The sequence below is a fragment of the Providencia sp. PROV202 genome (assembly GCF_028479565.1).
GTDB lineage: Bacteria > Pseudomonadota > Gammaproteobacteria > Enterobacterales > Enterobacteriaceae > Providencia > Providencia zhijiangensis.
Window position 1 is genome coordinate 13254 of the sequence record NZ_JAMPNV010000004.1, and the last position, 25785, is coordinate 39038.

Sequence of the window (25785 nt, forward strand, 5' to 3'; positions counted from 1 at the left end):
GCCCAATCCTAAAAGCTTAGATATAAATACATCCTCTTGAGCCATAATATTTAAGAAATAGCATAGCCCGTATTAATTGATGAAATTGAATGTTTGACGTCAGATTCATCATTATAATTTTTAGGGTGAATTTTCATTAACTGATTCTAACTTATAAGAGATATTACATATGAAAAGAAGAATAATTATTGCTACATTAATGACATTATTTATTCCAGCCATTGCGAGTGCGTCATGCGAAAGCGTTGTTGAAGAAATTACGCAAAAAATTATTAACAATGGCGTGCCTGAAGAGAGCTTTACCATTACCGTCGTTTCAAATGAAGAAGCAGCCTCACAACAAGGTACTGTTGTAGGTAACTGCTCTAATGAAACACAGAAAATTATTTATACAAAAAAATAACTCATGCTATGCAGAGGGCTCTAAATGAAGCCCTCTCGCTTTTTATTCTAGTTGTAGAACGCCATGTTATTCAGAGCTTGAATGAGCGATCAAGCCTACATATATAATTTCGTCACCTTCACTAATAATGTCAATTCAATTGTATAAAGCTGTTGTTCTTCTTCGTGTACAAATTCATATAATGGCTTAATTTTCTACTATGTTAATACAAACTTACTAAGTTGAGTGATAATCCCATTTGGATTAGAAAATAAATAGTGATACTATTTTCTCGCTGGTCAAGGATGACTAGCCCTACAATAATTATGAGTTAATCTTAAAAACTCCCCTTTAACTGAAGGGGAGTTTTTAATTTTTTAGGAACAGTCTTATTCACTTATTTACGGAATCAACATAGCACTTTTCAATTAAAAATTGCTTTATTTCTATGTTTGTTGTTGTTTAATTTTCCGGATTACTTTTTTGCAAAAAAAATCGCCATTTCTCGAGGCTCCGTTTTGTAATATCTTATTGAGATTACTACCTTTTTAAGGTTGCCCCCATTCACGATTAACGTATAGTGACGCTTATTCATAAGTAGTTATTCTCATTTAGCCTCGATATCTGGGGCATTTCTTTATTGTTCAATTTTCCGTATTGCTTTCCTATTGAAAATATACTTATACTATTGGATTAAACTTTCATTACATAAGAGAACTGTATCAATATATATATATGTATAATAACCCCGTTACTCTCTTACTAATATTTATCCCTACTCTTGCCTGCATCCTATTGATTATTGTTAAAGATAAAAAACAACCAAATTTAACGACACTTTTTTTAAAATTCTCTATCTACCTGTTAAGCACTCTGACTTTCATAAATTTAATTTTTTTTGCAAGGGCATTTACTGATTGGTATTAACGTAAACACTCCGCTCTAATGTAATCTTGCAAACCAAGTATCATATTCTTGGATTCTGCGATTCGCTGCCTGAGTAGCCAATAATTTCCGATAGCGGAGTCAGTAGGTCTGGCGGTTGTTCCATCATCCACGCCGGAGGTGGAATTGGTTTCGACTTTCTGGCAGCTGGCTCGGATGTACACCCGCTCAGGATTACGCTCAGCAGCAATACGCAACTCATCAATTTCAATTTTTGCATTGGCTAGTTCCTGAATATGTTTAGTATCGAGTTTATGGAGAGATTGGACACGTTCTTGGTAATCCTCATTAATTTTGACCTGCTCTGTCAACTCAACGAGTAGTCCGGCATTTTTGGTATTTAACTCACCTATCCTCTCGTGTTGTTTCCACATTCCCCATATCGCTATCAATGCGACAATAAATAACAATACGCTGACTTTATTCATGGCGATTACCATAAAGACGTTTAAAAACTAACTTGCCGACCTTTGTAATGCTCGATAGCTTTTTGGCAACGCTTCTCTAAACTTACCTTGTCAGTGCCACCACAAGTGTCGTCTCGAAGTGCGTATACGCCAATTGCCAAGTAGATGGGTAGACAGATAATAAAGTAGGATAAGCATAAGCAAACTCGCCAAGACACACGGTTTTTTCTACCTCTCGTCTCGTCATTAGCCCTTTCCACGCCTTCCCCCCTGCATATATCCAGCGTTTTAGTTCATTACATGCGCCAGCTTGGTCACCAGCATTAAGTTTTTTAAGTAATGTTGAGCGCGAGAAAGCACCTATTCCCACGTTATAAGTAAATGAATAAAGTGCCGCCCTGGTGTAATCAGGAATATTGATTTTAATTAAGGGGTTTACTGCTTTAGCGACGATTGCTAAGTCTTTTTCCAGTAACTCGTCACACTCGACTTTTGTATAGATTTTCGTCGGAATAATGTCAGAACCTGTATGCCCATAACACACCGTAAGAACACCACCTACATCACGGTAGGGTTTGGGCTCATATCCCTCAAAATTAGTCACCATTACAACAGTTAATGCCATCAGCCCACCTGTCACAGCGGCTATTTTTATTTTATTTGGTATCTTTGCCACTGTTAGCCTCTCTTAATTTGAATTCTTTCCGTTTGTAGTACCAATTCACCAAGAAGGTAGCGACAGTACAGATAATCCCGATGAGCACAGCCCACTGGTCTAGTGATAACGCCCCAGCTGTAGTAGTGATAACTCCAAGAGCATAAGAAAAGGGGCTAGAGTATTTTTCGTTCATACGCATATCACCCCCAACGGAGTGGTCCAAGATTTGGTTAATAGAAAGCCACCAGCTATAAAAACTAGAAGATGTTAATAAAGTCAGTTGAAATTTAGGCAATAAAAAAGGTCACCGAAGTGACCTTAGTAAATTCTAGATAATTAATTTTTTTTCTTACCTGTTATAGCATCGTAAACAACACTTAACCCATAAATAATAATGGCGAGAGGTAATCCCCACTTCACATCTCCTGAGATGACGCCATAATTTTCGAGTAATGTTATTATGCCCGCGAGGACAATAAATATACCAAAAAACATAAATACCTCATTCATGTATATGCGAGTACGCTATTATACATAAAGATTAATTTAGCTTACATCTTGAATAGAGATCGCCGCGAACAATAACTATTCATCAAATGATTTAGGTTGATTAAAATATCGAGGTAGCCGCGTATTTAGTACACCAAAACAGACTTAAATCTAAACAGTGCAATTATGATTCATTAACTTTGGCTTAGAACGACTAGCTCAAACAAAAAACCGCACTAGACAAGGTATTTTCAACGTATTACCTCGCACTCCTACTGGTACAACATGCGCATATTTTAATAAGGCTATATCCTGAAGCTTTAGCCGCAGCTATTGCATGTATAGCATTAAATAGATTACCTAGGTAGAAACGATTTGAAGTCATCGGCATTTGTTTACAGCCAACTTTGTGTATTTTGTAATTACCTTTTGGTCCCATCGTCGTCTGAATGTAATAGTTCATACATCTCCGTATTTACATTGTACAAAAGATTTATAACTTATGGACCGCCATCGAGGTATCGAACCCCGACTCTTAGTTTTGCTAATACTAAATACTCTTCCAGTTGAGTTAATGGCGGAATGATTTTACATCCAGTAGACCAATGCAAACGAGGCTAAAAGCAATCCTAAAATAGTTAGAGCATTTTGCGTTAGTGATAAAATTCGTTGATAAAAGGTAGGTAAGTTCATAGGTGATCCCTTAGGAAATAAATCCTTTGGATACCGCATCTATTTTTAAAATAAAAACTCGCAACTGCAAGATTTGCTTTTATAGCAATGAGGTATGATTACATGGCTATTGTAACACAGAACTCTCTCACTGGGGGGATTGTAATGATATATAAAACAAAAAACCCCACTTTTGCGGGGTTTTATAATCTATATGTTATTTAAGCTGGCTTCATATTAGATTTACAAAAAATACATTTAGCGCCATATGGATTGCTTTTTGATACATCAAAGTGATAGCGTCTATATTGAGATCCCTTACAACAAGGGCATCTCATATTAATGTTGTCTTAAAGTGCCACCACATTAGCAGCCGCTGGACCTTTTGCGCCATTTTCTACCGAAAAGCTGACTTTTTGTCCATCATATAATGTTTTGAAATCATCGCTTTGAATCGCGGAGAAGTGAACAAATACATCTTTGCTCCCATCTTCAGGAGAGATGAAACCAAAACCTTTAGATTCGTTAAACCACTTTACTAAACCTGTCATTGTATTAGACATAGAATTTCCTTTAATTTTTTGATTGCCATAAGGCATAGATGAGGTTTGATTTTTATTTTTACTTATGGGAATTAATTATAAGGAATTCGCAATGAAGGGATATCTTAGATAACGCTAAATGGTGAACAACTTTAAACTGACTAGCATAAATAGGCCTGTACTTCCAAACCGATGACTTGATTAAGCCATACAAACACTGGGATAGCAAATTTAATTTTCACTCTCACCATAAAAGCGTTGATTTTGCTTAAGACACCACATATTCATCATCAATAACTTTTCCAAACAAATCATATTGATAGCCAACTTATTATCAATCCAATTATTTTAGCAATAGTATTGATTTGATTAACTGAGGTTACATATGAAAAATCCTCGCTAGGTGACTTATGTAAATATGAATGATTTCGTTCATCCCGACAGTTATACGCTAACATAGCTTTTATGTTCAATATTCATATGACTGGAAGAACCAATCATATGAATAACTTTGAAATTCTGAGAATTATTTTTAATATCATAACCCATATCGCAGTCTTAATGACTGAGGATAAGGATGGAAATATTTTTGATTATTCAAATAGTTATCGGGGTACTCAGATAAATAGTGCGTAATTAATGTTAATGGAGCCAATAAAGGCTGTGTTCCTTGGCGGTATTCGAGGATTAACTTACTCAATGCTTGCCTTTGGTTTGATGTCAGATAACGTTTAAAGTAACCTTGGATATGCATAAGCACATTAGTGTGATTGCGCCTAGTCGCTTGGTGTTGTAATAAATTCATAAACTTATTTCGATACTCATCAAAATAAGAATCGATTGAATCCCATTCATTGTTACTAGCAACAAAACGACCAAGTTCTCGATAAAGAGGCTGTGAATGCGCCAATAAAAGGAGCTTATATCGAGTATGAAAGTCGATTAATGAGTGCCGATTGAAGGAGTTTTTCTTTAGTTCATTTAGCTCATGAAGAGCAAATACCCGTATAATAAAATTTTCTCGAATATGAGGATCGCTTAACCTGCCATCTTCCTCAACAGGCAACCAAGGCATTACTTTGAGTAATTGTTCAGTAAAAAGCCCAATTCCAGACTTTTTATTACCATTGCCAACTGAATCATATACTCGAACCCTTTCCAAGCCACAGCTAGGTGAGTTTTTACATACAATATAACCACTTAAATTTAAAAGCCCACTCAAATAAGTGGTCGAAAACTGAAGCATCTCTTCAGTTAAATCGCCTTCACGACCATCGCTGAATTTGAGTCTAACGCTATTTTCGTCAGATTTAACTAGCCTCAATGCAGGTCTAGGTGTTGGTAAACCAATCGCCATTTCCGGGCATGCTTGTTGGTATTCGAAATAATCTGATAACTCATCTACAGCAAAGTGAAAGCGCTTATGACCACCATCAAATCTAACGCTATCACCCAATAAGCATGAGCTAATACCTACAGTGATTTTTTTATCTGATGTATTGCTCATATCACTAGAGGTAAGAAGATTAACCATCATTGCCACCTTATATGAAATCACTTATATACGAAATTGATTTATAGTAATAATTGAATTCATATTAGTAACATTGCACTTTATTTACTAGCTTTATAAATCACTACTCCACACTCTAATAAAACAAACAAAAAAGCCCCACTGAAGTGAGGCTCATAAGCTGCTGACGTTGTAGTCATTCTTATCACAATATCAGCTATTTTACGATCGTAAAGTATTTTATTAAATCTTCTCTACATACCTATCTAGTTCTAATTTTATGTCTAACATCATCAACATTCCGTCAATGACCCCCTCCGCTTTTTGAAGTTTTTTCCCTATATGGGTATCTGAGCATTTATGTTCTCTAGCTAGCTGCATGAATGTTTTCCCAAATAAATAATAATCCAGTAGCAGGTCATGCATCTCTCTATTCTTTATACTTAATTGAGCCATACAGCTAGAGATAATCATGGCGTCATCTTCACAACATTGAGGTCGAGATTTCACCTTACTAGGTATTAAGCGGCTAAATCCTGCCGCTGTCGAATACCATTGAACTGACTCGATGTTATCCGCAGCCCATGCGCCCCACATTTCTAGTACTTGTTGAATATTACGCATCCGTTACCTCGTATGAATTTGCGAGCTTTTGCCGTCGGATTCAGCGTTAATACATTTAGCTATAGAAATGGCACTATCTGATTCTTTGGCGAGATTTGAGGTGCCTCTTTCTCTTGTCTTGTACATAGTCATTAATCGCCCATTTATCACAGCATGATTTTCAGCCTTAACATCGGTAGAATATTTTTTTACTGTCGCGCGATAGCATCCTAGGTACCGAGAAACCTCTGCCATATTTCCATATGTCTTAATAAGCAACTCTGGAATAGTCGTGATTTCAGCTTTCATAAATCCCCCATCTGATAAGTGATCCCTTGCTGGTACCAATCAGGTAACGTGAACTCAATTCGACCTATTACACCGCTAGCCCGTAGCGCCTGAATTCTTTTAAGCTCAATCTTCATGTGCTGATACAACTCATCCATTTGCCACGGTTTCAACTTCACTGAAGTACCTGCTAAACGAGCTACGCGGTCAATCGTCATTTCGCTGTAAGTGATAACAGCGTGAGCATTGAATTCGTGTGGGTCTTCGCCGAGTTTTCGATGGCAACCTACGCAGTGAGCGAAAGCATTAAAGGGATGGTATCGGGTTGATTTGTGTCGTCGTGATTTGAAATGTGAACAGTGGAGTTTTGAAGGTTCGTGTCTAAATTGTCTTCCGCAGTAGTCGCATTCATAATTTGCTCTTTCCCGGACCAACTGCGAAAACAGAATATCGTGCTTGTCGCGTTTTAATGCCATTTATTTCTCCTGAATACCCCACTCAGCGACTACAATCACAACCATAGGGCTTTCGCTTAGTTCTATCGTCCTCATAGCATCTACTGCATGCGGTAATATAAATTTGCGCTTTAACACTCCCGCACACTTCCTGACCGCATCATTTGATTTATGAATAGCCCAGCATAATTTAAGGGTAGTAAGTGCGCTCATAAACACTTCAGCCTCATTTCTCATCTCTCTTGTTGCTCCTTAAGTTTCATATACTCCGAGTTATTGGGAATGATGATTGGGATGCCTTTCTCAATACACCATTGTTCATGCTTCTCCATCATTAGAAGCATCCGTGCTTTATCCATCTTGCGGGTTTTCTCACGCTCTCCGTTTTCATCACGACCTAACCAGTGACCGACAAAATATTCATGAGTTTCTTCATTAGTGATTGGCTTTGATAGAACGACTTCACCTGCCCCATTTTTAATATCAATGACAACACCACGCGCACGTAGCCAATCGCCTGTGGTTTCTATCCACATGCGCCATGTTCTGTTCATTGGTATTGTTCTGAGGTCACGCCATTCGGTGATTCTGATTCGGTATCGCTTACCGGTTTCTGTTACTTCTGAGAGGGTTTTGAAAATGCCTTTGAGATTAGATTTGTGGAGACAGATATCATCTGTCAATTAGCCTCCTATTTTACCCTTGCGAAAATTAGTTTTGAGGCGTAGCCTAATAACGTTAACTCGTTAATTAATCTGTTTTTACCTAGCGGCCATCGTATAATGGCTATTACCTCAGCCTTCCAAGCTGATGATGTGGGTTCGATTCCCACTGGCCGCTCCAATCGTCTTATCAGCCACTTTATCCCAACTAACTCTCAACTCCATTGCTAAGTTTAGCTATCAACTCATTTTGCCAAACCTTGATATAAGCTGTTCCACGAGGGAAGCATCTCAATAATTTTTTATTCAATTTACTTTGAATATTTAAGTAGTTCATCCCATTGAGCTTATGTCCTTTCTTTAATGACAGTAACTTACTATTGATATAACAATTGTTTTTTTCATCTAGCTTATGGTCTTTATGAAATAAAATACTCATTTTGTAATCTCTTAGCCGACAGCACTGTGATATTCAACATTCAAGTCATCAAGGCTAGCGTTACCTAAATTAGCCCAAAAGACAATCGTTGCCTCAGCATCCAACGCACACTCCGCTAACATTAGCTTTTCAAATGGCTTTCCATTCCATGTACCGGTAATGTTGTATACCGCTTCATCATTCATCTTAAAACCCCTTATGATTCCATGTGTTACTTGAATCCATATTTGCTTTTCCACTCAGCAATGATTGATAACGCTTTATCACGTTTAGTGGGTATCACTGCACTTTCTAGCTGCAATATCGGGTCAGGTATCTTCTCGCCTGATTTGATTTTGTTGGCCATGACTTTTAACTCGGACGCACAAAGTTTTATAACCTCTGAATCCGATAGGTTGCGGCTTCGCATTTCTGAGTAAACTTTAGTGACAATCCAGTAACAGGCATTTGATGGCCAATTAAATCTACGCCAGCCTCGTTCCGAGCAATACTTTTTGAATATTTCATATAGTTCAGTTTCAGTGGGCAATCCAAGCTGAGTGAAGTCTTCCTGTTTACACCACTTAATGAATTGACCGACAGCGGGGAAAAAAGGCGAATCACTAGCCCTCGCGTATCTCATTCCGTTTTGAAGTTGCTCGCGGGTAGTAATTCCATTCTCAGCAAAAGCGGCAATCCACTGGCGTTTAGCTGCGAGTTCGTCGCTTTCATTTTTGAATATGGTATTTACTGCCGCAGGAAAGATTTGTTTCAGGTTTCGGAATAGCACATCAACGAGTTGCTCAGCTTGTGGGTTTACTACTTTTTGCGGCGTACTGTCTTGAGCAATTTTAGCCAGTGCGCCTGCATCACGATTAGCAATTGCAGTTGCCAAATGAGATTTCATATAAATTCATTCTCCCATGCTTCACGAGTATTCCAGCTTTGTGTTGGCTCTTGCTCTACAGCTCGTTTGTTTCGGTTTGGTTGCTGACTTTGAATGACTAAAGTCGCCCATTTTTTGCGAAGTTTTGCAGGAGATAACACGACGCTACACCAGAACGAATCGCGGTTAGCCCATTGGAATAATCGGCAAATATCTTTGTGTGAATACCCGTCTAATTGCCTCATCAAGCGAATATCATTAGCCCATGATGACCAGTTTGGCTCTTTGGATGTAGGACTGATTATCAACACTTGCGAGTAAATCCATTGAGCTGCCTTGAGGTCATCCGCATTTCCCCACTTGTTACCTTTGGGGGAACAAACAACAGCATCGGGATCAACCACTGAAATTTTTTCGGGTGGTTGGTCAGGGGATTCGATAGAATTCTCTGACGATATATTATTTATTTCTTTTTTCTTTAAAGTATTTCTTTTGTGTGTCTCCAGATTAGAGACACCATTTGTCTCTAAGTTAGAGACGTTTTTTGTCTTCAAGTTAGAGACACTGTCTCTAGATTGATTTTTCCATGCTGAAACCTCTTTGTTGACACCAATTTTGTTACCATCAAGAATGATATAATTCATTGAAAGTAATTCATTCTTTGCCTTATTAACGTTCTGCCTTGATAGTTTGGTCTTCTCGGCTAATTGAGAGTCAGATATTCGATCGCATTTCTTTCCAAAACCATAAGTTTTACGAATTAACGCAAGCATGACTCTAAATTGCCTTGCGGTTAGGTCGCAGCACATCAGCGATTCAAGTAACTCGTTGGCAAGCTTTGTATAGCCACTATCCAACTCTGCCATTCTTGGTTTCTCCGGCTTAACGGGAAATTTAAATACCTCCGCTGTATTCATGGCGACCTCCATATCGATTTGTGATGTAATTCATTTTCATTTATAATTACCATGTGAAATTAAATAATTAATGCGCCTCAGTTGCTCCAACAACTGGGGCGTTTTCTCGAGTAAGCAAGCGTGAAAGCTCGCCAATTTGCTTCCACAAAAATCTGTATTCCTCTTCACTAATTTTCTTTTCACCCGGCAAAACAAAATCAATTACCCCTGCCGCTGCTAATGTTTCGCATAGCTCAGGTATCTTTTCGGTTCTACGAGTGATAGTTGAATCATGAACGCCTAATGATTTAGCTATGACTGTTTGAGATGTTGTTCTGATAACTTGATAAGCGGTTGCCACCAAGTGATTGGATACAAATCGGTTAAACGATTTGCGTGAATTTGCGTTTTCCATAATTTATATTCCTTCATATACAGTTAATCCGTTACCCACGATCCTATGGGTGTATCTAAAAGTGCGCTTTTTCAGCGCAGACATGTTAAAGAGCTATTTTGATTACATATATCTTTGTGGATACAAAATTTGCATTTCTGTAATTTTATCGCCGTAGAATCTAGCTAATCTCTCAGCTAACTCTAGTGAAGCAGCCTGAGTTCCCCGCTCTAATCTGCTCAAATTGCCAACATCGCAATTGATAGCGTTGGCAACTTCTGAAATTGTTAGTTTCTTTTCTAGGCGAATTTTCCTTAACGGTGTTTGCATATTTCACTCCTTTTAAATGCGTATTACGCATACTACCACACAAATAAATATGCGCAATACGCCTTGTGTAGTACGCATAAATAAAGTTGAATTAAGGTATGAAAATAGGAACTAGAATTCGCGAAATACGAAAAAGTAAAGGGATGACAATCCTTGAATTAGCCACTGCTATTGGTAGCGATGTGGGTAATATCTCTCGCCTAGAAACTAATAAACAAGGCTATTCAGAAAATACACTAGTAAAAATAGCATCAGCACTAGGCGTCACTGTTGCAGATTTATTTACTGAAAACCCTGTACGACTCGACGAAATTGAATACATTGGTGAATTACCATCCGGGCTAGTGCCGGTTCGAGGAGAAGCAGTTCTTGGTGTAGATGGCGCTGTTGATATGATGGAAGAGCATAACGGCTGGTTAAAGATTTATAGTGATGACAAAGATGCTTACGGATTAAAGGTCAAAGGCGACAGTATGTGGCCAAGAATTCAATCTGGCGAGTATGTAGTTGTTGAACCCAATACAAGTATTAGAGCTGGTGATGAAGTATTCGTTAGAACTATCGAAGGTCACAATATGATCAAGATATTCAATAAAACCAGAGATGGGGACTATCAATTTACTAGTGTCAATAACGCACACAAACCTATTACGTTAATGCCAAATCAAGTAGATACTATCCATTATGTTGCAGCTATAGTGAAACCAACTAAATACATTGATAAGTGTGACAATATTAATCCACTACATCGAATAGTATAAAATTAGGTGACCTTTTGAGGAGAAAGCATGGCATTCAATGATATTGAACTAGCAAATATTGAAAAGTGCATGGAATTTTTCTTAGAAAAACGCCGCCCAGCAGAACATCTCAGAGATGAGCTCGATTTACAGTATCGTATTGAAGATGACTCGGTCGTTATATTCGAGGTTAGACAGCTAACATGGAGTGACTCAAGAGTAGAAGAACCTGTAGCAAAAATAATACATAACAAAATCACAGGCTCTTGGTCACTACTATGGATGGATAAAGACAGTAACTGGCATCATTACGATGAGAAAATGTTAGGTAGTTTTTCAGATGCTATTAAGCTTGTAGAAGATGATTTGCAAGGTTACTTTTTTGGCTAATAGTGATTTCAATATGAAGATACATCCATAGTCAACGCCGAATTATAACTCAATGATATTATGACTATTTTTTGTGGCATTAACTTTTATTTAAATGCTACTGGTTACATTTGATAGCTAATAATATGCATAGATGAAAAAACTGCGGAAAAACATAGAGGACCATAAATTAGCAATACTGTATTTTATTGCTATGGTTATTATTGCTTTCTTAATTGACTTTGATGATGACGCGTTTTGGCAAATATGGTCGATGGTTTTCTGATGCATGACGACACGTTTTAGGGTGTAGTTGATTTTAAAAGGACTATAATGAACAATAACATTCCTTCTTGGAACTCTATAGGGATATTACCTCCGGTAAATGAACTTGATCCTTTAGGGGTTGGACGTTCCCCATATAAAACAAACACGATAGAGCTTGTTGATTGTTATGCTTTTAATAATAAAAGAGCATCTATTCTAAATGGTTTCTTAGTTTTTAGAGATAGATTATATAAAACGGGAATAATAAATGGATTTCAGTGGGTTGATGGAAGCTTTACTGAAAATATAGAGTTAACAGAGTCAAGAAAACCGAATGATATTGATATAGTTACCTTCTTTAAAGTCCCACTAGGAGAGACGCAACGATCAATAATTAGCAGAGAAATAGATTTGTTTCATCCAGCAAAAGGTGATTGGAGGAAAACAAATTTTTTGGTTGATGCATACTTTCAGTGTTTAGATGTTGACCCTATTTCTCTGGTAGAAAGAACTGTATATTGGTACAGTATGTGGTCTCACAAAAGAGATATGTCTTGGAAAGGATTTTTACAGGTGCCACTTTCTAAAGATGACGACCTTCAAGCTAACGAATTGTTACAGCAACGGATATTAGGGGGCTTCAATGAATAAAGATGAATACATCTATGTTCTTAGCGAACGCAGCCAATTATTATCCATGCTTGAGTCAATGGATGAGGGTGATGTAATAAGCAGAATGAGTCTAGAATATAGATTATCCCAGCTTGATGAAGAAATAGAAAATGCAAACCTTAATATTCACTCCCCTGCAAAGGCAGTAATTACATTTAAAGGCGACCCTGTTTTAGGTACGGTTGGTATTTCGTCTACATTTGGTGCAAAGATATTAAAAGCATTCAACTCCGCAATAGCACAAGTATCAACATCGCTAACATCTGTCACTGGCACTCATAGAATTGAACCAATGATTATTACTGGCATCGCCAAAGGTTCATTTGGCTTTGTTTTAGAAGAGCCTGCGCGTGGCGACGTGTTGGATTTTGACGAAAAATCAATAACATCCTTATCTCTTGAAAAGACATATAAAATATTAAGTTCAGCAATAAGCGGTGATGATGAGTTATTAGCTAATGAGCTAGAAGCCATTGATGAAAATTCAATAAAAAAAATAAGAGAATTCATTGATATTCTAGTAAAAGAAAAAACAATTTTTACTATAAAAAACAGCGACTTTTCTTTAGTTGTTAGAAATCCTCAGCAACTAGAAACTATCAGCTATAAGCTGAGCGTAGACAACATAAAAGAAGAAATTAAAACTCTGGACGTTACATTTACCGGCGTATTACCAAATAAGAGAAGGTGTGAATTTAAATTAATTAGCGATGAGGCCGACGTGGAGGTAGCAACAATAAGCCCTCACATAAAGTCACCAGAGATTATCAACACTCTAATTGGAAAAATAGTCCAGGCTAAATTTTTATGCACCACTGTAGGTAACGGTAAAACAAAATACTCCCTTCGAGATTTGCCTTAATTTAACATGTAACTACATCAGCCCTCCCCGCGAGGGCTTTTTATATGTAGAAGCCACCGCCACCCAAACGGATAATCACATGAAAAAAATCATGATTTTATCAGCTTTAATTTCGTTAACTGCCTGCTCTTCAGGAAAAAATGAAAATCTGCCAACACAAGTAGGAATGGCTAACCCTGCTTCTGTTTATTGTGCGAAAGTAGGCGGGAAACTAGACATAGTTAACACCAATGATGGGCAAGTCGGATATTGCACCCTCCCCTCTGGTGAAAAAATTGAAGAGTGGTCTTTGTACAGAAGAGATCACAAATAAACATAAAAGCCCTAATGGGCTTTTTTGCCCATAATTCCCTACCTGTGTGATTTTCATTTCTCACCTAGAAAATAAATAAAATTAATTTAGTAAAAAAATCATAAAGATGCGTATGAATCACATAAATGTAGATATCAAACTAAAATATGCGCTTGACGCATTTGCGTAAAATACATATTATTATTTACACCAAAGGCAAGGAGCCTTAGATAAATAGAATGTTAGCTCTTTAACAACTCGCGCTGAAAAAGCGCAAACCAACTGTAGTAGATTTTGGGATTGGTTAATAAGCAGGCTGATGCGTTAGCAGTTATCACATGCCATCAATAACCAATCACCAAAGCAAACTGCAAGGAGAAACTATGTGTAACTTTCACGGCTACAACAATGCAAGATCACGCAGAATGCAACGCAGAAAGGCATTGCTAGAATCATACGAACTAACCGAAAGCTTAAAAACCGCAATACATGGCAAATCAGAAGAACAAAAAAAGCCCCCGACCTTATCATTAACGCGCAAACCAATTAACCGAGTTGAAAAAGCAATATCAATTCGCAGTACTAAAGTTTCTGACTCAGTAGATAATACCTGCTTACCCAATACTAGTATTTACTCAACTAAATATAGGGCGTCAGGAACATTATTAGAATCAGGCGAAGTGACAGCGAGAGCTTAAAGCTCATTAGGTGAGCGGGTGATAGATAAGAATTAGAAATATGATAAAGCCCTATTAAGGGCTTTGAATGACTAAACGTTTTTACGTTCGATTGTCTGCTCACCCCAAAACAACTTATCGTCTGTTGTTTTAGAAAAAGCTAGAGGGAGCACTTCATCAGAACCTTCTTCCCAAATTTTCTCAGCTAAAACTTCATCATTTTTAGCTAGCTCAAATATAGCTTGAGCAATCTCAATTGAAGTTTCACGGACTTTCGCCCACTCAGATATGTGATGATCTTTCATGCTTTATATCCCTTAGTAGTTGGTACTAAGGGAAATAATAGCATGAATACAGAAATTTAAAAAAGCAGCTTAACTTGCATTGCAATTACGAAAGCTCTCACTCAACAATACCCCACTAAAAGATTAATAAGGAGGCAAAATGCCACACGCAAAAGCATCAGTAGATATTAACTTGAAACTCATTCTGTCTGATGAAATGCAACCAAAAGTAAAAGGTATGGCTGAAATATCTGTACCTGAAAATGAGCCAAATATTCAAATGCTATTGGATGAGTTTGTGAAAAATCTAATCGGGAACGAAGCGGTGAAAACAGCTCTCAAAAAAGCCGCATTAAAAACATTAGTCAGAGACATTATCCATTAAAAAGACTTACCTCTTTCATATTTAACCGAATAAATATTACCAACACCAAGGGACTTTCTATCGCTATCGCAAGATAAGTGAGGATTTCGCACATCCGGAGATAAGCATGAATATAGATAAATACAAACTTTGTTTAGCTCAATCACAAGCTGGAATTGCACGCTATCTCAAGGATGAGAATGGATGGAGCGAAGCAAATGAAACATTAAAGACAGCATATGGAGTCAAGCATGAATGCAAAACAGAAATACATAAAACAGCAAATATTCGCCCTACTGCGAGAGTCTGAAATGACTGACAAACAAATAGACGAATTAGTTGCTGATTGGAAATTTAAGCAGCAATGCGAAAAGACAAATCGAATCCTACGACAAGTTAATTCTCGTGGGTCATACGCATTCACGTAAGGATGAGATATGAGAATTCAAATATATAGCCCTGACCCTAAGTTTGATATTGGAGAAATGGTTATTGATATTTATAACGAGATTGACGGAGAGGAACTTCGGCAACTATCGGAATCAACCAAGGATAGGATTCTAAAGAAAATACAGGATGTATTGGAAGAGAGGCTTATTCAATGAACGAAGGTATTTATTACGACATTTCAAATGAAGACTATCACCATGGATTAGGTATTAGTAAGTCACAACTTGACCTGATAGATGAATCTCCGGCTGATTTTATATGGCATAGGAATGCGCCAGTAGATAACGAAAAAACAAAAGCTCTAGATTTTGGCACGGCTTTGCATTGCTTATTGCTAGAGCCTGATAAATTTCAAAAAAGATTTAGGATTGCACCAGAAGTAAATCGTAGAACCAATGCAGGGAAAAAACAAGAAAAGGAATTTCTTGAAATGTGTGAAAAGGAAAATATCACACCAATTACCAATGAAGATAGCAGGAAGTTATCACTCATGAAAGATAGCGCGATGGCTCACCCAATAGCTCGATGGTGCTTGGAGGCGAAAGGATTCGCTGAAAGCAGCATCTATTGGAAAGACAAGGATACGGACATTCTTTGTCGTTGTAGACCAGACAAGTTAATCGAAGAGCATCATTGGCTAGTTGATGTAAAAAGCACTGCCGACATACAGAAGTTTGAACGCTCTATGTATGAGTACCGATATCACGTGCAGGACTCTTTCTATTCGGATGGATATAAGTCACTAACGGGTGAAATGCCTGTTTTTGTTTTTCTTGCCGTAAGCACAACCATTAATTGCGGACGTTATCCAGTCAGAGTGTTCGTATTAGATGAACAAGCCAAATCCGTTGGTCGCATCACTTATAAACAAAACTTAATCACATATGCAGAATGCCTTAAAACTGACGAATGGGCAGGCATTCGCACGCTATCTCTGCCTAGCTGGGCTAAGGAATTAAAACATGAGCACACCACCGCTAGCTAAAGCTGATTTACAGAAAACCCAAGGAACAGAAGTAAAAATAAAAACTAATGAGCAAAAACTTGTAGCGTTTATTAATCAGCCCAGAATGAAAGCCCAATTATCCGCTGCGTTACCTAAACATATCACATCTGACCGCATGATTAGAATTGTCAGTACCGAGATTCGTAAAACCCCCTCTCTTGCAAATTGTGATATTCAAAGTTTTATTGGTGCTGTAGTTCAATGCTCACAATTAGGATTAGAGCCGGGTAATGCATTAGGTCACGCCTACCTTCTGCCTTTCGGTAATGGTAAGTCAGATAACGGACAACAAAATGTTCAACTCATCATTGGCTACCGAGGAATGATTGATTTAGCAAGACGTTCAGGTCAAATCATCAGTATATCAGCCAGAACAGTGCGCCAAGGCGATAACTTTCATTTTGAATATGGGTTAAATGAAAACCTAACTCATATACCCGAAGGAAATGAAGATTCACCAATTACCCATGTTTATGCTGTTGCTAGGTTAAAAGATGGAGGTGTTCAATTCGAGGTTATGACCTATAACCAAATAGAAAAAGTTCGCGACTCAAGTAAAGCGGGTAAAAATGGACCATGGGTTACCCACTGGGAGGAGATGGCAAAGAAAACAGTCATTCGCCGACTTTTTAAATACTTACCTGTTTCCATCGAAATGCAAAAAGCCGTCATGCTTGACGAAAAAGCAGAGGCAAATATCGAACAAGAGCACTCTGCAATTTTTGAAGCTGAATTTGAAGAGGTAGAAAACAATGGCAATTAACCTATTCATCGTTACGGCTCACTTAGGGAAAGACTGTGAGCAACGATGGACTCCAAATAGAAAAGCAATTGCATTATTCAGTCTCCCTGTAAAGCAGGGCTACGGTGAGCATGAAAAAACATCATGGGTTATCTGTAAGATGTTTGGAGTTAAAGCTGAAAAACTTCCCCAATACTTAACAAAAGGAACAAAAGTTACGGTCACTGGTGAGTTCGTCATGGAAGAATGGACTACCCAAAATGGGGAGAAAAAATCAGCGCCAGTAATCATTGTTGATAAAATTGAGTTTGGCAATAATCAGGCAGGAAGCCAACAGCCAGCGCGACAACCTCAACTGCTACAGCAACAAGCTCCGCAGAATGATCCTCCGATGGATTGGGATGACGACATTCCATTCTAGTCACCATTCCAAATGTGATTTAACCAAAAGATATAACCATAAATAAATGCTGCTTATGCAAAAAAGAGCTTGATGACTATAACGAGTATGAATACCGAGGCTTTCATTCCTGCGAAGAGCATTTTGATGAAGTATGCGACCGAGTTGATAGGAAAAGGTAGGAAATTATCAGTCGTAATGACTCTATGTCTAGACCGCTCAAGGGATTAGATATAATGCCAGACAATTCTATCGGAAAAGCTAACCGAGAATTACTTAATGGAAGTAATAGAAGTTAGCGGGAAAGAAACTTATTTGGAAAAAGAATATCGCAAAGGAATTCTTTAATTACATGGAATATATGCAAGGATGCAAACAGGAAATACTAATTAAGTATAGTTAATGATATTATGGAGTAATATATGTTCTTACAACTTAAGGAGTAAAATATGAACATAGAAAACAACCAAAAAAAAGATGGCTTTGCTATTATATTTACCCCGTTCCGTGATTTTATTATATTTTTATTGTTATGTTTGTTTACTATATACCTATCCTTGTCAACATTTTCTGATATATTTAACCAATCAATAATACCTACACTTTCATCCAGTTATAGTTCTATTGTTTATAATTCCATTGTTCTATTATTAAGCTTGTGTTCATACCTATTCTTCTCTTCAAAAGAAAGAAATAACAATGTAGAGCATTTTGCTTCAATCGCATCACTTTTCTTATGTATACTCAGCACCATATCACTTTTTCATGATGTATTTACTAGTCATAGTTTGTCATCTGTAAGTCAACTTATGATTATGATACTTATTTTTTCAATGTATGCTGTCATACTTCTTTTTATTCTCAGTAAAGATCTAAGATAAAAGAAAAATGATATCCACCCTGCACTAGCAGGGTTTTTTATACCTAAAATTCAGAGTAACAATTCATGCAAATAATCGGATATGTATTACCCATGATAATACAGGGTTCTGCTGTGCCTGCTACAGAGTAAAAATACACACAGCAAGAATGCTAGAATCGCACGGAGTGCTGGCATAGTTTAGGAGTAATCATTTGAATAAATTAATAAAACAGAAATCATTAAACCTTGGAAATGTAATTAAATCTCATAACGAAATGCGTATCTGACACGAAAAAGAGGAGAACAGAAATGAAAAATGAATGTGAAACAAAATATACTGTAACTTCCGCTGACTCTCAGTCTGTACTAAATTTTTATGGCTTCAAAGTAGACCGACTTGTAAATGAGCACGAGAGAAAAGATATTACGGGTATAGCTCGTAGTACGGCTTTTAAACTCGAAAAAATGGGTAAATTCCCAGCTCGAAGAAAACCGGGGCTTGGTGAGAAGAAATGTGCTTGGCTACTTTCAGAATTACTATTTTGGGTAAGAAATCAACCTTATGCCAAAAAAGATTAGCGGAGGCGGGAATAACCCGCCCTATTCTAATTTATATCTACTCAGACTTTATATGGTAAATTGTTTTGAGCTAAAAGCGGATCCTATGTGAAGTAAACAAACATCCGATAATATTAGCCCAAAAAGTTATTTCACTCGTTTACCTGTTTCATCAATAACCCTTTCACCATCCTCTTTAGTAAAAGAACATTTCTGAGCTTCAGGTAGAATATCCAGCACAACTTCTGAGGGACGACAAAGACGTGTACCAAGCGACGTAATTACAATTGGTCGATTAATCAGAATAGGATGCTGAAGCATAAAATCAATCAACTGCTCATCAGAGAATTTGTCTTCATCAAGACCCAATTTCTCATAAGGTTCAACGTTTTTACGCAGCAATGCACGCACAGAAATTCCCATATCTGAAATTAGTTTAATAAGTTCATCGCGGGTTGGCGGCGCATCAAGATAGTAAATAATCGTTGGTTCATTACCGCTGTTACGTATCATCTCTAGTGTATTACGTGAAGTGCCGCAGGCTGGATTGTGATAAATAGTAATGTTGCTCATATCAATATCTCATTATAAAGTGATAGATAGCCGCCACGCTAGCGCGACCAGAGTAAAAAATAACACTGGTAGGGTCATGATAATGCCGGTACGGAAATAATACCCCCACGTGATTGTCATATTTTTCTGAGCCAGTACATGAAGCCATAACAGTGTAGCAAGACTGCCTATCGGGGTAATTTTGGGGCCTAAGTCGCAACCAATCACATTGGCGTAAATCATTGCCTCCTTGATGACACCAGTTGCAGCACTCCCGTCTATCGACAGCGCTCCAATCAGCACAGTCGGCATATTATTCATCATCGACGATAAGAAGGCAGTCAGGAAGCCAGTACCGAATGTCGCAGCCCATATGCCTTTATCCGCCAGTATATTGAGTACGGAAGAAAGATAGTCAGTGAGTCCAGCATTACGTAGACCATAGACAACCAAATACATACCCAGAGAGAAAATCACTATCTGCCAAGGCGCACCGCGAAGCACTTTCCCAGTATTAATGGCATCTCCCCTCTTGGCTACCACTAGCAATACCACTGCGCCAATAGCTGCTATCGCGCTGACAGTGATCCCCAGCGGCTCCAGAACAAAAAAACCAACTAGCAGGAACAGCAGAACAACCCAGCCAGCCCTAAACGTTGCAGGATCCTTAATCGCACTACTAGGAATTCTCAGCAAGGAAGCGTCATATCTGGCAGGGATATCACGACGAAAGAAGAGATGCAGCATAACCAGCGTGGCAGCAATAGCCGCCAAATTCACAGGAACCATCACGGAAGCGTACTGCGTAAAGCCCAGACCGAAGAAATCTGCTGAAACAATATTGACTAGATTAGAGACAATGAGAGGTAAGCTAGCGGTATCAGCAATGAATCCTGCCGCCATGACAAATGCCAGTGTTGTTCCCTGACTGAACCCCAGAGCGAGTAACATTGCAATCACAATCGGTGTTAATATCAATGCAGCACCATCGTTTGCAAACAATGCAGCAACCGCAGCGCCAAGCAGGACAATCCAGGTAAACAGCAGACGACCGCGCCCGTTTCCCCAGCGGGAAACATGCAATGCAGCCCATTCAAAGAAACCAGATTCATCTAGCAGCAAGCTGATGATGATGATCGCAATGAATGCTGCTGTAGCATTCCAGACGATATGCCAGACGACGGGAATATCATCAAATTGGATCACCCCCGTTCCCAGAGCAAGCACGGCTCCAATGCTTGCACTCCAGCCAATACTGAGTCCTCTTGGTTGCCAGATGACTAGAACCAACGTCAGTATAAAGATGCTTCCAGCAAGAAACATTTCCAGACTCCTTTATATATGTTTACACGCATATGATTAAACTTATCAGCAAGACGTACATACGGATTTTTTCAAACGTTCACCTATATCATCGCGCAAGCAGTGCCATGCCGTCGTTATTGTTTCACTCGCCCATGCGGGAATGTGGGGTGAGAGACGATAGTGAATCCATTTACCTTCTCGACGATCTAGCACCAGCCCAGCCTCACGCAGGATAGCCATATGGCGAGAAATTTTAGGCTGTGATTCAGTAGTAACCGCACATATATCGCATACGCACAGTTCACCCGATTCCCGGAGAAGCATAACAATGGTGAGACGAGTTTCATCCGATAAGATTTTAAAAAGCTGAACAGGTTGTAGCATTGTTTACTCCGTTTAGCACACCAATCACATATGGTATATCATATGTGTTTATTTTTAAATCATCAAAATATCTCGTAGGAGAAAACGTAATTATGGCTTGGTTCTGCGCATAAAGTGAGCACATAAAGCGAATGACAAGACCTTGCTTTTCAAACCCCTAAAAATACGATGGTATTGTCTGATCGATACATGAAACGATAATGTGGAAAAATCAAATACACCTTTAAAGAAAACCGACTTAATCTAGCGTTTTTATTTCTATAACCTATAAAGACCACAGAAACTCAACCGGGTAATAAAAATTCGGTATATTTTTTATTGTGCGTTAATAAGAACGCGGAGAGAAAATGATTCTAATCTTTACTATGTTTATGTTTTCCTTAACGATGTCAATTTCACCAGGTCCTGTCAATATGGTCATTGTCTCTTCAGCGGCAAGCCATGGCGTTAGAAGAACTCTCCCATTTGTTTCAGGCGCCACAATCGGATTTACGTTATTACTTATATTTATCGGATTTGGTTTCTACACAGTCATCGATAAGCATCCACTGTTCCTCAAATACCTCAATATTACTGGATCAGCGTTTATAATATATATCGGTTATAAAATTGCCTCATCTCAGCCTGAGTTAACTTTGAATAAAGTTGATATCCCAAGTTTTACCCACGGTTGTTTGCTTCAATGGCTCAATCCAAAAGCTTGGATAGCTTGCGCTTCAGGGATTGCCTTGTTCTCTGAACCATCAACGCAAACTACACTAATAACCTTTATCATGATCTACTTTCTCGTGTGTTATTTCTCGTTGACTGCATGGGCTATTCTTGGGGACAAAGTTTCAATATTACTGAATAGCACCCAGAGAATTCGCATTTTTAATTTTTTGATGGGGGGAACATTAATTATTACAGCATGCTATCTGCTTTATTCCCAATAACTCAAATTGTCAGTTGCCATTAATACCCTAATCACTCAACAATTCAATCAATCCAATTGATGAGACTCAAACGCATTATAAAGCTTATTAATCAATGTATAAGCAATACTGCTAGTCGATATATTAGGAGGCCAAATTGCATAAACTTTAAGCGGCTCTAATGACCACTCAGCGAGTACCTCTTGCATCTCTTCACGTTTAATATCTCCTCGGCAGAGATAGAGGGGAGGTGCGGTTAGACCCACTTGCTGTTTTGCAAGGGCGTAGGCAGCCTCAACATTATCGACATTAACAGTTGGTGTGTACTTAATTAAAGCTACCTCCCCATTTTTGTGCTTAAATTCTCGAATATTCTGCCGCATGGTTAAACCAATCCAAGGCATTTTTTCTAAGTCATTAGGGTGGTTTATTGGCTTGTAATTGCTGAGAAATTCCTTAGATGCTACAACTTGTCTGGGCAATACAAAAAGATGTCGAGCTTTGAGTGAGCTGTCCGGAAGTTCCCCAATTCGAAATGCAACATCAATACTATCCGCAATGATGTCTTTGCGTGTATCACTATAAGAAATATTCAGGCAAACATCTGAGTATTCTTTTATAAAATCAGCAAGATGATGAGTGAAATCACTATTTAGAAAAATAGCTGGAATAGAAATATTCAACTTATTTGTTGTTGAAATGGCACGCTGCTTAAACTCAATAAATCCCTTTTCATATAACTCAAGCATGGAATTTGCTGTTTCAAGTAACTTTGCGCCATCATGGGTTAGAGAGAGTTTTCGGGTATTTCGATATAACAATGCACTTCCAAGGTTTTTCTCAAGTTTAGATAAATGAGTGCTTGCCGTTGCAGTAGTGAGCCCTAAAGCTTCTGCTCCTCCTGAAATTGAACCGAACTCCACAATTTTTGCAAAAACAATCAGGTAACGGATATCATCAATCATTTATATACCTATCGACATTAATAAACGCTCACGTTGACATTCATCAACATCCGCTTTTGGCACAAGGCAGCCATTAACTCAGGGCTGCCATTGGTAATAAGTTATCGCTAAATCAGTTTATAACATCTAATTTCAGCCCAAACTTTTCCAACTCATCCAGCCAAATATTCAATGTAACCGTCTTTTCGTTCATATACTGGCTTTTGTTATAAACTGCCATCACTCCCGTCATGATATGCCCAACCAACTGTTCAACAACATGAGGTGGTTGCCCTAAATCATTTAGATATGTTGAAAATGTTCTTCGCAAGTCATGAGCTGTCCAATGTTCAGAGTGACCAATTCTACGCCATAATATCCGACAAAACGTGCTCACATTAGATGCTTCTTTTAGTTCGCCTAACACGTAACTATCTTTAGATCCTTTGAAAGATTTAAGCCATGCCACCACCCTATCCGGGATAGGTCTATAGATTTTATTTCCTTCCTTGCTATTTTTAGCCGGCACTATCCAGACCTTATCATCCAGATCCCATTCGCTCCATGTGCTAAGCCTAACTTCTTGGGTTCTTGAGCCAAAAATTAATAATAAAATAAGTAATTTTTTATAATATTGAGAAATGCGTCGATGATTATTAAGCGCCTCAAATAAGATTCTTAATTCATTATTCGTTAAAACACGCTCTCGCTTCTGCTTTTTCTTACCTACATCAGAAACGCTCAGTAATGATAAAACATCACTTTTGGCATACTCTCGAACCGAACAATATTTTAAAGCCTGCTTCGAGTCTAAAAGTAAGTTACCGGCTGCAACGGGACCTGTATCTTTCATTCTATCAAAACATGCAATCCAATCTTTTGTTGTTGCCTCTTCGACAGGGAGGTCACCAATATAAGGATAAATATTTTTCTTATACTTCTTACGCAGCATTTCAAAATCTTTTCTGTTATATGCTGCATATTCAGTGAGCCAGTACTCTATAGCATCCTTAATTGTTATTTTGACATCCGCGTTTTCTTCACCTAATTTTGCGTGCTTTGGGTCATGCCCAGAAGCCAAAATAGCTCTAAGCTGATCCCGCTTATCTCGAGCCTGTTTCAGTGACAAATCAGGATATTGCCCTATTATCATCCTACTTAACTTACCTTCAAATCGGTAAGAGTATGACCATGAGATAGAACCTTTTTTGCTTACTAGTATCGAAAGCCCCCTACCATCTGCTATCATTACCGGCTTAGAGATTTCTTTACCATGAATGTTTTTTAGCTTTTTGTCTGTGAGTTTATTAATTTCTGACATATCAGTCTTATCCAATGTCTAGAATCTTATACAAAGTCTTATACACGAGTCAGTATAAGACTGGGTTAATTCAGAAACAACGAGAACGACAAAAAACCAAAAAATATATATATTTCAAAAATTTAAATAGCAATCAGAAACAAGAAAGAACAACTGAGAATGACAACTAATAAAGAACAATACAACTTAAACAAACTCCAAAAAAGAATTCGTCGTGATGTTGGGCAAGCCATCGCCGATTTTAATATGATCGAAGAAGGCGACCGTATCATGGTCTGCCTATCTGGGGGAAAAGATAGCTACACCTTGCTGTCTATTTTACAAAGCCTGCAAAAAAGTGCCCCAATTTCATTCTCTTTGGTCGCTGTTAACTTAGACCAAAAACAACCGGGCTTTCCTGAACACATTTTGCCAGCTTACTTAGACGAACTCGGTGTTGAGTATAAAATTGTTGAAGAAAATACCTATGGCATCGTAAAAGAAAAAATTCCTGAAGGGAAAACCACTTGTTCCCTGTGCTCTCGCTTACGTCGCGGTATCTTATATCGCACCGCGACAGAGTTAGGCGCGACCAAAATTGCACTCGGCCATCACCGCGATGATATTTTACAGACCCTATTTTTAAACATGTTTTACGGCGGTAAATTAAAAGGCATGCCACCAAAATTGATGAGCGACGATGGCAAGCACATTGTTATTCGCCCTCTGGCCTATTGCCGCGAAAAAGATATTGAGCGTTTTGCTGAAGCTAAAGGATTCCCTATCATTCCTTGTAACTTGTGTGGATCCCAGCCTAATTTACAGCGCCAAGTTATTAAAGAGATGCTGCGCGATTGGGATAAACGTTACCCTGGACGTATTGAAACCATGTTTAGAGCAACTCAAAACGTTGTATCATCTCACTTATGTGATACTGAACTATTTGATTTTAAAAACATTTCACATGGTGATGCAGTGATCAATGGTGGTGATATGGCTTTTGACCGCGAAGAATTGCCTGCTCAGCCAATGATTGATGAAGATGATCAGCCAGACTACAGTGCTGACCGCTTAGATGTGATTGAAGTTAAGTAAGATAATAAAAATTGATCCGCTACCTCTGGAGAAATTCAGGGTGGCGTCAGATTTTATGCAAAAAAAAGCCGATGTAAAATACATCGGCATTACAGTGGTCAATTATTCTGTATAAGAACTCAATATGAGAAAAACTACAATTATGGAGCACAACGTTCATCGCTCAACGTTGCATTCACCTGCGGGAGTAATATTGCCTTAAAACC

Annotated in this window: 37 protein-coding genes, 1 tRNA gene and 1 pseudogene; 17 read left to right on the plus strand and 22 right to left on the minus strand. The window is 38.2% G+C overall.

The features are described 5' to 3' along the window. The first annotated feature begins 169 nt into the window (after window positions 1-169). The gene (locus PR799_RS01475) at window positions 170-403 is read left to right on the plus strand and encodes a DUF1161 domain-containing protein (protein WP_132494933.1); all 234 of its coding nucleotides are present in this window, start codon (window positions 170-172) and stop codon (window positions 401-403) included. Between the two features lie 902 nt (window positions 404-1305). On the opposite strand, the gene PR799_RS01480 is transcribed toward PR799_RS01475, so the two are convergent. The 11 genes and pseudogenes from PR799_RS01480 to PR799_RS01525 all read right to left on the minus strand — a co-directional run bounded on the left by PR799_RS01480 (window position 1306) and on the right by PR799_RS01525 (window position 7637). Continuing rightward, window positions 1306-1755, minus strand: a complete 450-nt coding sequence (locus tag PR799_RS01480) for a lysis protein (protein WP_108479709.1) — start codon at window positions 1753-1755, stop codon at window positions 1306-1308. An 82-nt stretch (window positions 1756-1837) separates the two neighbouring features. Beyond that, window positions 1838-2410 (minus strand): lysozyme, encoded by a 573-nt coding sequence (locus PR799_RS01485; protein ID WP_196712413.1) that lies wholly within the window; start codon window positions 2408-2410, stop codon window positions 1838-1840. Then, a complete protein-coding gene (locus PR799_RS01490) occupies window positions 2391-2591 on the minus strand; it encodes a phage holin family protein (RefSeq protein ID WP_036952477.1) in 201 nt (66 codons plus the stop codon). The genes PR799_RS01485 and PR799_RS01490 overlap by 20 nt, the downstream gene beginning before the upstream one ends. Before the next feature lie 1195 nt (window positions 2592-3786). Next, window positions 3787-3891, minus strand: a pseudogene (ymcF, locus tag PR799_RS01495) (cold shock small protein YmcF); the annotation flags it as partial. Between the two features lie 12 nt (window positions 3892-3903). Next, window positions 3904-4116: a transcription antiterminator/RNA stability regulator CspE gene (gene cspE, locus PR799_RS01500; protein ID WP_036952486.1), complete on the minus strand. Its 213-nt coding sequence runs from the start codon at window positions 4114-4116 to the stop codon at window positions 3904-3906. Between the two features lie 517 nt (window positions 4117-4633). Further along, on the minus strand, window positions 4634-5629 hold the full coding sequence (locus PR799_RS01505) for a YbgA family protein (RefSeq protein WP_132495154.1): 996 nt from the start codon (window positions 5627-5629) through the stop codon (window positions 4634-4636). Between the two features lie 222 nt (window positions 5630-5851). Next, the gene (locus PR799_RS01510; RefSeq protein ID WP_036950157.1) at window positions 5852-6232 is read right to left on the minus strand and encodes an antiterminator Q family protein; all 381 of its coding nucleotides are present in this window, start codon (window positions 6230-6232) and stop codon (window positions 5852-5854) included. 3 nt (window positions 6233-6235) lie between these two features. Beyond that, complete coding sequence (locus PR799_RS01515; protein WP_272521097.1) at window positions 6236-6520, minus strand: hypothetical protein; 285 nt, start codon at window positions 6518-6520, stop codon at window positions 6236-6238. Continuing rightward, window positions 6517-6975: a hypothetical protein gene (locus PR799_RS01520; RefSeq protein ID WP_117162469.1), complete on the minus strand. Its 459-nt coding sequence runs from the start codon at window positions 6973-6975 to the stop codon at window positions 6517-6519. Before PR799_RS01520 ends, PR799_RS01515 begins: the two co-directional genes overlap by 4 nt. Next, complete coding sequence (locus tag PR799_RS17645) at window positions 6976-7191, minus strand: DUF7740 domain-containing protein (protein ID WP_036968324.1); 216 nt, start codon at window positions 7189-7191, stop codon at window positions 6976-6978. It abuts the gene before it with no gap. Then, window positions 7188-7637, minus strand: a complete 450-nt coding sequence (locus PR799_RS01525) for a hypothetical protein (RefSeq protein ID WP_112837171.1) — start codon at window positions 7635-7637, stop codon at window positions 7188-7190. The genes PR799_RS17645 and PR799_RS01525 overlap by 4 nt, the downstream gene beginning before the upstream one ends. 85 nt (window positions 7638-7722) lie before the next feature. Between PR799_RS01525 and PR799_RS01530 the strand changes: the two genes are divergently transcribed. After that, window positions 7723-7797 (plus strand) — tRNA-Gly (locus tag PR799_RS01530). A 269-nt stretch (window positions 7798-8066) separates the two neighbouring features. Here the strand turns inward: PR799_RS01530 and PR799_RS01535 are convergent. From PR799_RS01535 to PR799_RS01555, 5 genes are all read right to left on the minus strand, one after another. After that, window positions 8067-8240, minus strand: a complete 174-nt coding sequence (locus PR799_RS01535) for a hypothetical protein (RefSeq protein ID WP_006658135.1) — start codon at window positions 8238-8240, stop codon at window positions 8067-8069. Window positions 8241-8266: 26 nt separating this feature from the next. Beyond that, entirely contained in the window at window positions 8267-8941 is a 675-nt protein-coding gene (locus tag PR799_RS01540) for a replication protein P (protein ID WP_272521098.1), read from the minus strand. Continuing rightward, a complete protein-coding gene (locus tag PR799_RS01545; RefSeq protein WP_272521099.1) occupies window positions 8938-9837 on the minus strand; it encodes a replication protein in 900 nt (299 codons plus the stop codon). Before PR799_RS01545 ends, PR799_RS01540 begins: the two co-directional genes overlap by 4 nt. A 67-nt stretch (window positions 9838-9904) precedes the next feature. After that, window positions 9905-10231 (minus strand): hypothetical protein, encoded by a 327-nt coding sequence (locus PR799_RS01550; protein ID WP_006658132.1) that lies wholly within the window; start codon window positions 10229-10231, stop codon window positions 9905-9907. Between the two features lie 102 nt (window positions 10232-10333). Further along, window positions 10334-10540, minus strand: coding sequence for a helix-turn-helix domain-containing protein (locus PR799_RS01555; protein WP_117162473.1), 207 nt, complete (start codon window positions 10538-10540; stop codon window positions 10334-10336). A 98-nt stretch (window positions 10541-10638) separates the two neighbouring features. Here PR799_RS01555 and PR799_RS01560 point away from each other — a divergent pair, with 98 nt between their 5' ends. The 6 genes from PR799_RS01560 (at window position 10639) to PR799_RS01585 (ending at window position 14440) form a co-directional block, all read left to right on the plus strand. After that, window positions 10639-11301 (plus strand): XRE family transcriptional regulator, encoded by a 663-nt coding sequence (locus PR799_RS01560; protein WP_132494921.1) that lies wholly within the window; start codon window positions 10639-10641, stop codon window positions 11299-11301. A 27-nt stretch (window positions 11302-11328) separates the two neighbouring features. Next, window positions 11329-11670, plus strand: a complete 342-nt coding sequence (locus PR799_RS01565; protein ID WP_006658129.1) for a DUF3024 domain-containing protein — start codon at window positions 11329-11331, stop codon at window positions 11668-11670. Window positions 11671-11982: 312 nt separating this feature from the next. After that, on the plus strand, window positions 11983-12567 hold the full coding sequence (locus PR799_RS01570; protein WP_272521100.1) for a DUF6932 family protein: 585 nt from the start codon (window positions 11983-11985) through the stop codon (window positions 12565-12567). Further along, window positions 12560-13450, plus strand: a complete 891-nt coding sequence (locus tag PR799_RS01575) for a hypothetical protein (RefSeq protein ID WP_272521101.1) — start codon at window positions 12560-12562, stop codon at window positions 13448-13450. The genes PR799_RS01570 and PR799_RS01575 overlap by 8 nt, the downstream gene beginning before the upstream one ends. Before the next feature lie 79 nt (window positions 13451-13529). Further along, window positions 13530-13763, plus strand: a complete 234-nt coding sequence (locus PR799_RS01580; protein ID WP_272521102.1) for a putative hemolysin — start codon at window positions 13530-13532, stop codon at window positions 13761-13763. A 362-nt stretch (window positions 13764-14125) separates the two neighbouring features. Continuing rightward, window positions 14126-14440, plus strand: coding sequence for a transcriptional antitermination N peptide (locus PR799_RS01585; protein WP_272521103.1), 315 nt, complete (start codon window positions 14126-14128; stop codon window positions 14438-14440). Window positions 14441-14511: 71 nt separating this feature from the next. Here the strand turns inward: PR799_RS01585 and PR799_RS01590 are convergent, their stop codons facing one another. Beyond that, window positions 14512-14724 carry a YccJ family protein gene (locus tag PR799_RS01590; RefSeq protein WP_036951028.1) on the minus strand — a complete coding sequence of 71 codons (213 nt, stop codon included), beginning with the start codon at window positions 14722-14724 and terminating at the stop codon, window positions 14512-14514. A gap of 139 nt (window positions 14725-14863) precedes the next feature. Here PR799_RS01590 and PR799_RS01595 point away from each other — a divergent pair, with 139 nt between their 5' ends. The 7 genes from PR799_RS01595 to PR799_RS01625 all read left to right on the plus strand — a co-directional run bounded on the left by PR799_RS01595 (window position 14864) and on the right by PR799_RS01625 (window position 19106). Next, a complete protein-coding gene (locus tag PR799_RS01595) occupies window positions 14864-15088 on the plus strand; it encodes a hypothetical protein (protein ID WP_154638893.1) in 225 nt (74 codons plus the stop codon). 106 nt (window positions 15089-15194) lie between these two features. Next, a complete protein-coding gene (locus tag PR799_RS01600) occupies window positions 15195-15377 on the plus strand; it encodes a hypothetical protein (RefSeq protein ID WP_272521104.1) in 183 nt (60 codons plus the stop codon). 127 nt (window positions 15378-15504) lie between these two features. Then, window positions 15505-15672, plus strand: a complete 168-nt coding sequence (locus PR799_RS01605) for a hypothetical protein (protein ID WP_272521105.1) — start codon at window positions 15505-15507, stop codon at window positions 15670-15672. Then, the gene (locus PR799_RS01610; protein ID WP_272521106.1) at window positions 15669-16502 is read left to right on the plus strand and encodes a PD-(D/E)XK nuclease-like domain-containing protein; all 834 of its coding nucleotides are present in this window, start codon (window positions 15669-15671) and stop codon (window positions 16500-16502) included. Before PR799_RS01605 ends, PR799_RS01610 begins: the two co-directional genes overlap by 4 nt. Beyond that, window positions 16480-17286, plus strand: a complete 807-nt coding sequence (gene recT / locus PR799_RS01615; protein ID WP_272521107.1) for a recombination protein RecT — start codon at window positions 16480-16482, stop codon at window positions 17284-17286. Before PR799_RS01610 ends, recT begins: the two co-directional genes overlap by 23 nt. Then, complete coding sequence (locus PR799_RS01620) at window positions 17276-17686, plus strand: single-stranded DNA-binding protein (protein ID WP_272521108.1); 411 nt, start codon at window positions 17276-17278, stop codon at window positions 17684-17686. Before recT ends, PR799_RS01620 begins: the two co-directional genes overlap by 11 nt. Window positions 17687-18836: 1150 nt before the next feature. Beyond that, window positions 18837-19106, plus strand: a complete 270-nt coding sequence (locus PR799_RS01625) for a helix-turn-helix transcriptional regulator (protein ID WP_272521109.1) — start codon at window positions 18837-18839, stop codon at window positions 19104-19106. A gap of 126 nt (window positions 19107-19232) precedes the next feature. Here PR799_RS01625 and arsC read toward each other — a convergent pair whose 3' ends face one another. Genes arsC through PR799_RS01640 form a run of 3 tightly spaced genes read right to left on the minus strand, consistent with a single transcriptional unit; the run spans window position 19233 to window position 21326 of the window. Continuing rightward, window positions 19233-19658, minus strand: a complete 426-nt coding sequence (gene arsC, locus PR799_RS01630; protein WP_272521110.1) for a glutaredoxin-dependent arsenate reductase — start codon at window positions 19656-19658, stop codon at window positions 19233-19235. 12 nt (window positions 19659-19670) lie between these two features. Continuing rightward, entirely contained in the window at window positions 19671-20960 is a 1290-nt protein-coding gene (locus PR799_RS01635; protein WP_272521111.1) for an arsenic transporter, read from the minus strand. 45 nt (window positions 20961-21005) lie between these two features. Further along, window positions 21006-21326 (minus strand): metalloregulator ArsR/SmtB family transcription factor, encoded by a 321-nt coding sequence (locus tag PR799_RS01640; RefSeq protein ID WP_272521112.1) that lies wholly within the window; start codon window positions 21324-21326, stop codon window positions 21006-21008. A 347-nt stretch (window positions 21327-21673) separates the two neighbouring features. On the opposite strand from PR799_RS01640, the gene PR799_RS01645 reads away from it, so the two are divergent. Beyond that, entirely contained in the window at window positions 21674-22261 is a 588-nt protein-coding gene (locus tag PR799_RS01645; RefSeq protein ID WP_272521113.1) for a LysE family translocator, read from the plus strand. Between the two features lie 47 nt (window positions 22262-22308). On the opposite strand, the gene PR799_RS01650 is transcribed toward PR799_RS01645, so the two are convergent. Further along, the gene (locus PR799_RS01650) at window positions 22309-23205 is read right to left on the minus strand and encodes a LysR family transcriptional regulator (protein WP_272521114.1); all 897 of its coding nucleotides are present in this window, start codon (window positions 23203-23205) and stop codon (window positions 22309-22311) included. A gap of 112 nt (window positions 23206-23317) precedes the next feature. Next, window positions 23318-24505, minus strand: a complete 1188-nt coding sequence (locus tag PR799_RS01655; RefSeq protein ID WP_272521115.1) for a tyrosine-type recombinase/integrase — start codon at window positions 24503-24505, stop codon at window positions 23318-23320. Window positions 24506-24664: 159 nt separating this feature from the next. Here PR799_RS01655 and ttcA point away from each other — a divergent pair, with 159 nt between their 5' ends. Further along, window positions 24665-25579 (plus strand): tRNA 2-thiocytidine(32) synthetase TtcA, encoded by a 915-nt coding sequence (ttcA, locus tag PR799_RS01660; protein WP_036953463.1) that lies wholly within the window; start codon window positions 24665-24667, stop codon window positions 25577-25579. Window positions 25580-25785: the final 206 nt, after the last annotated feature.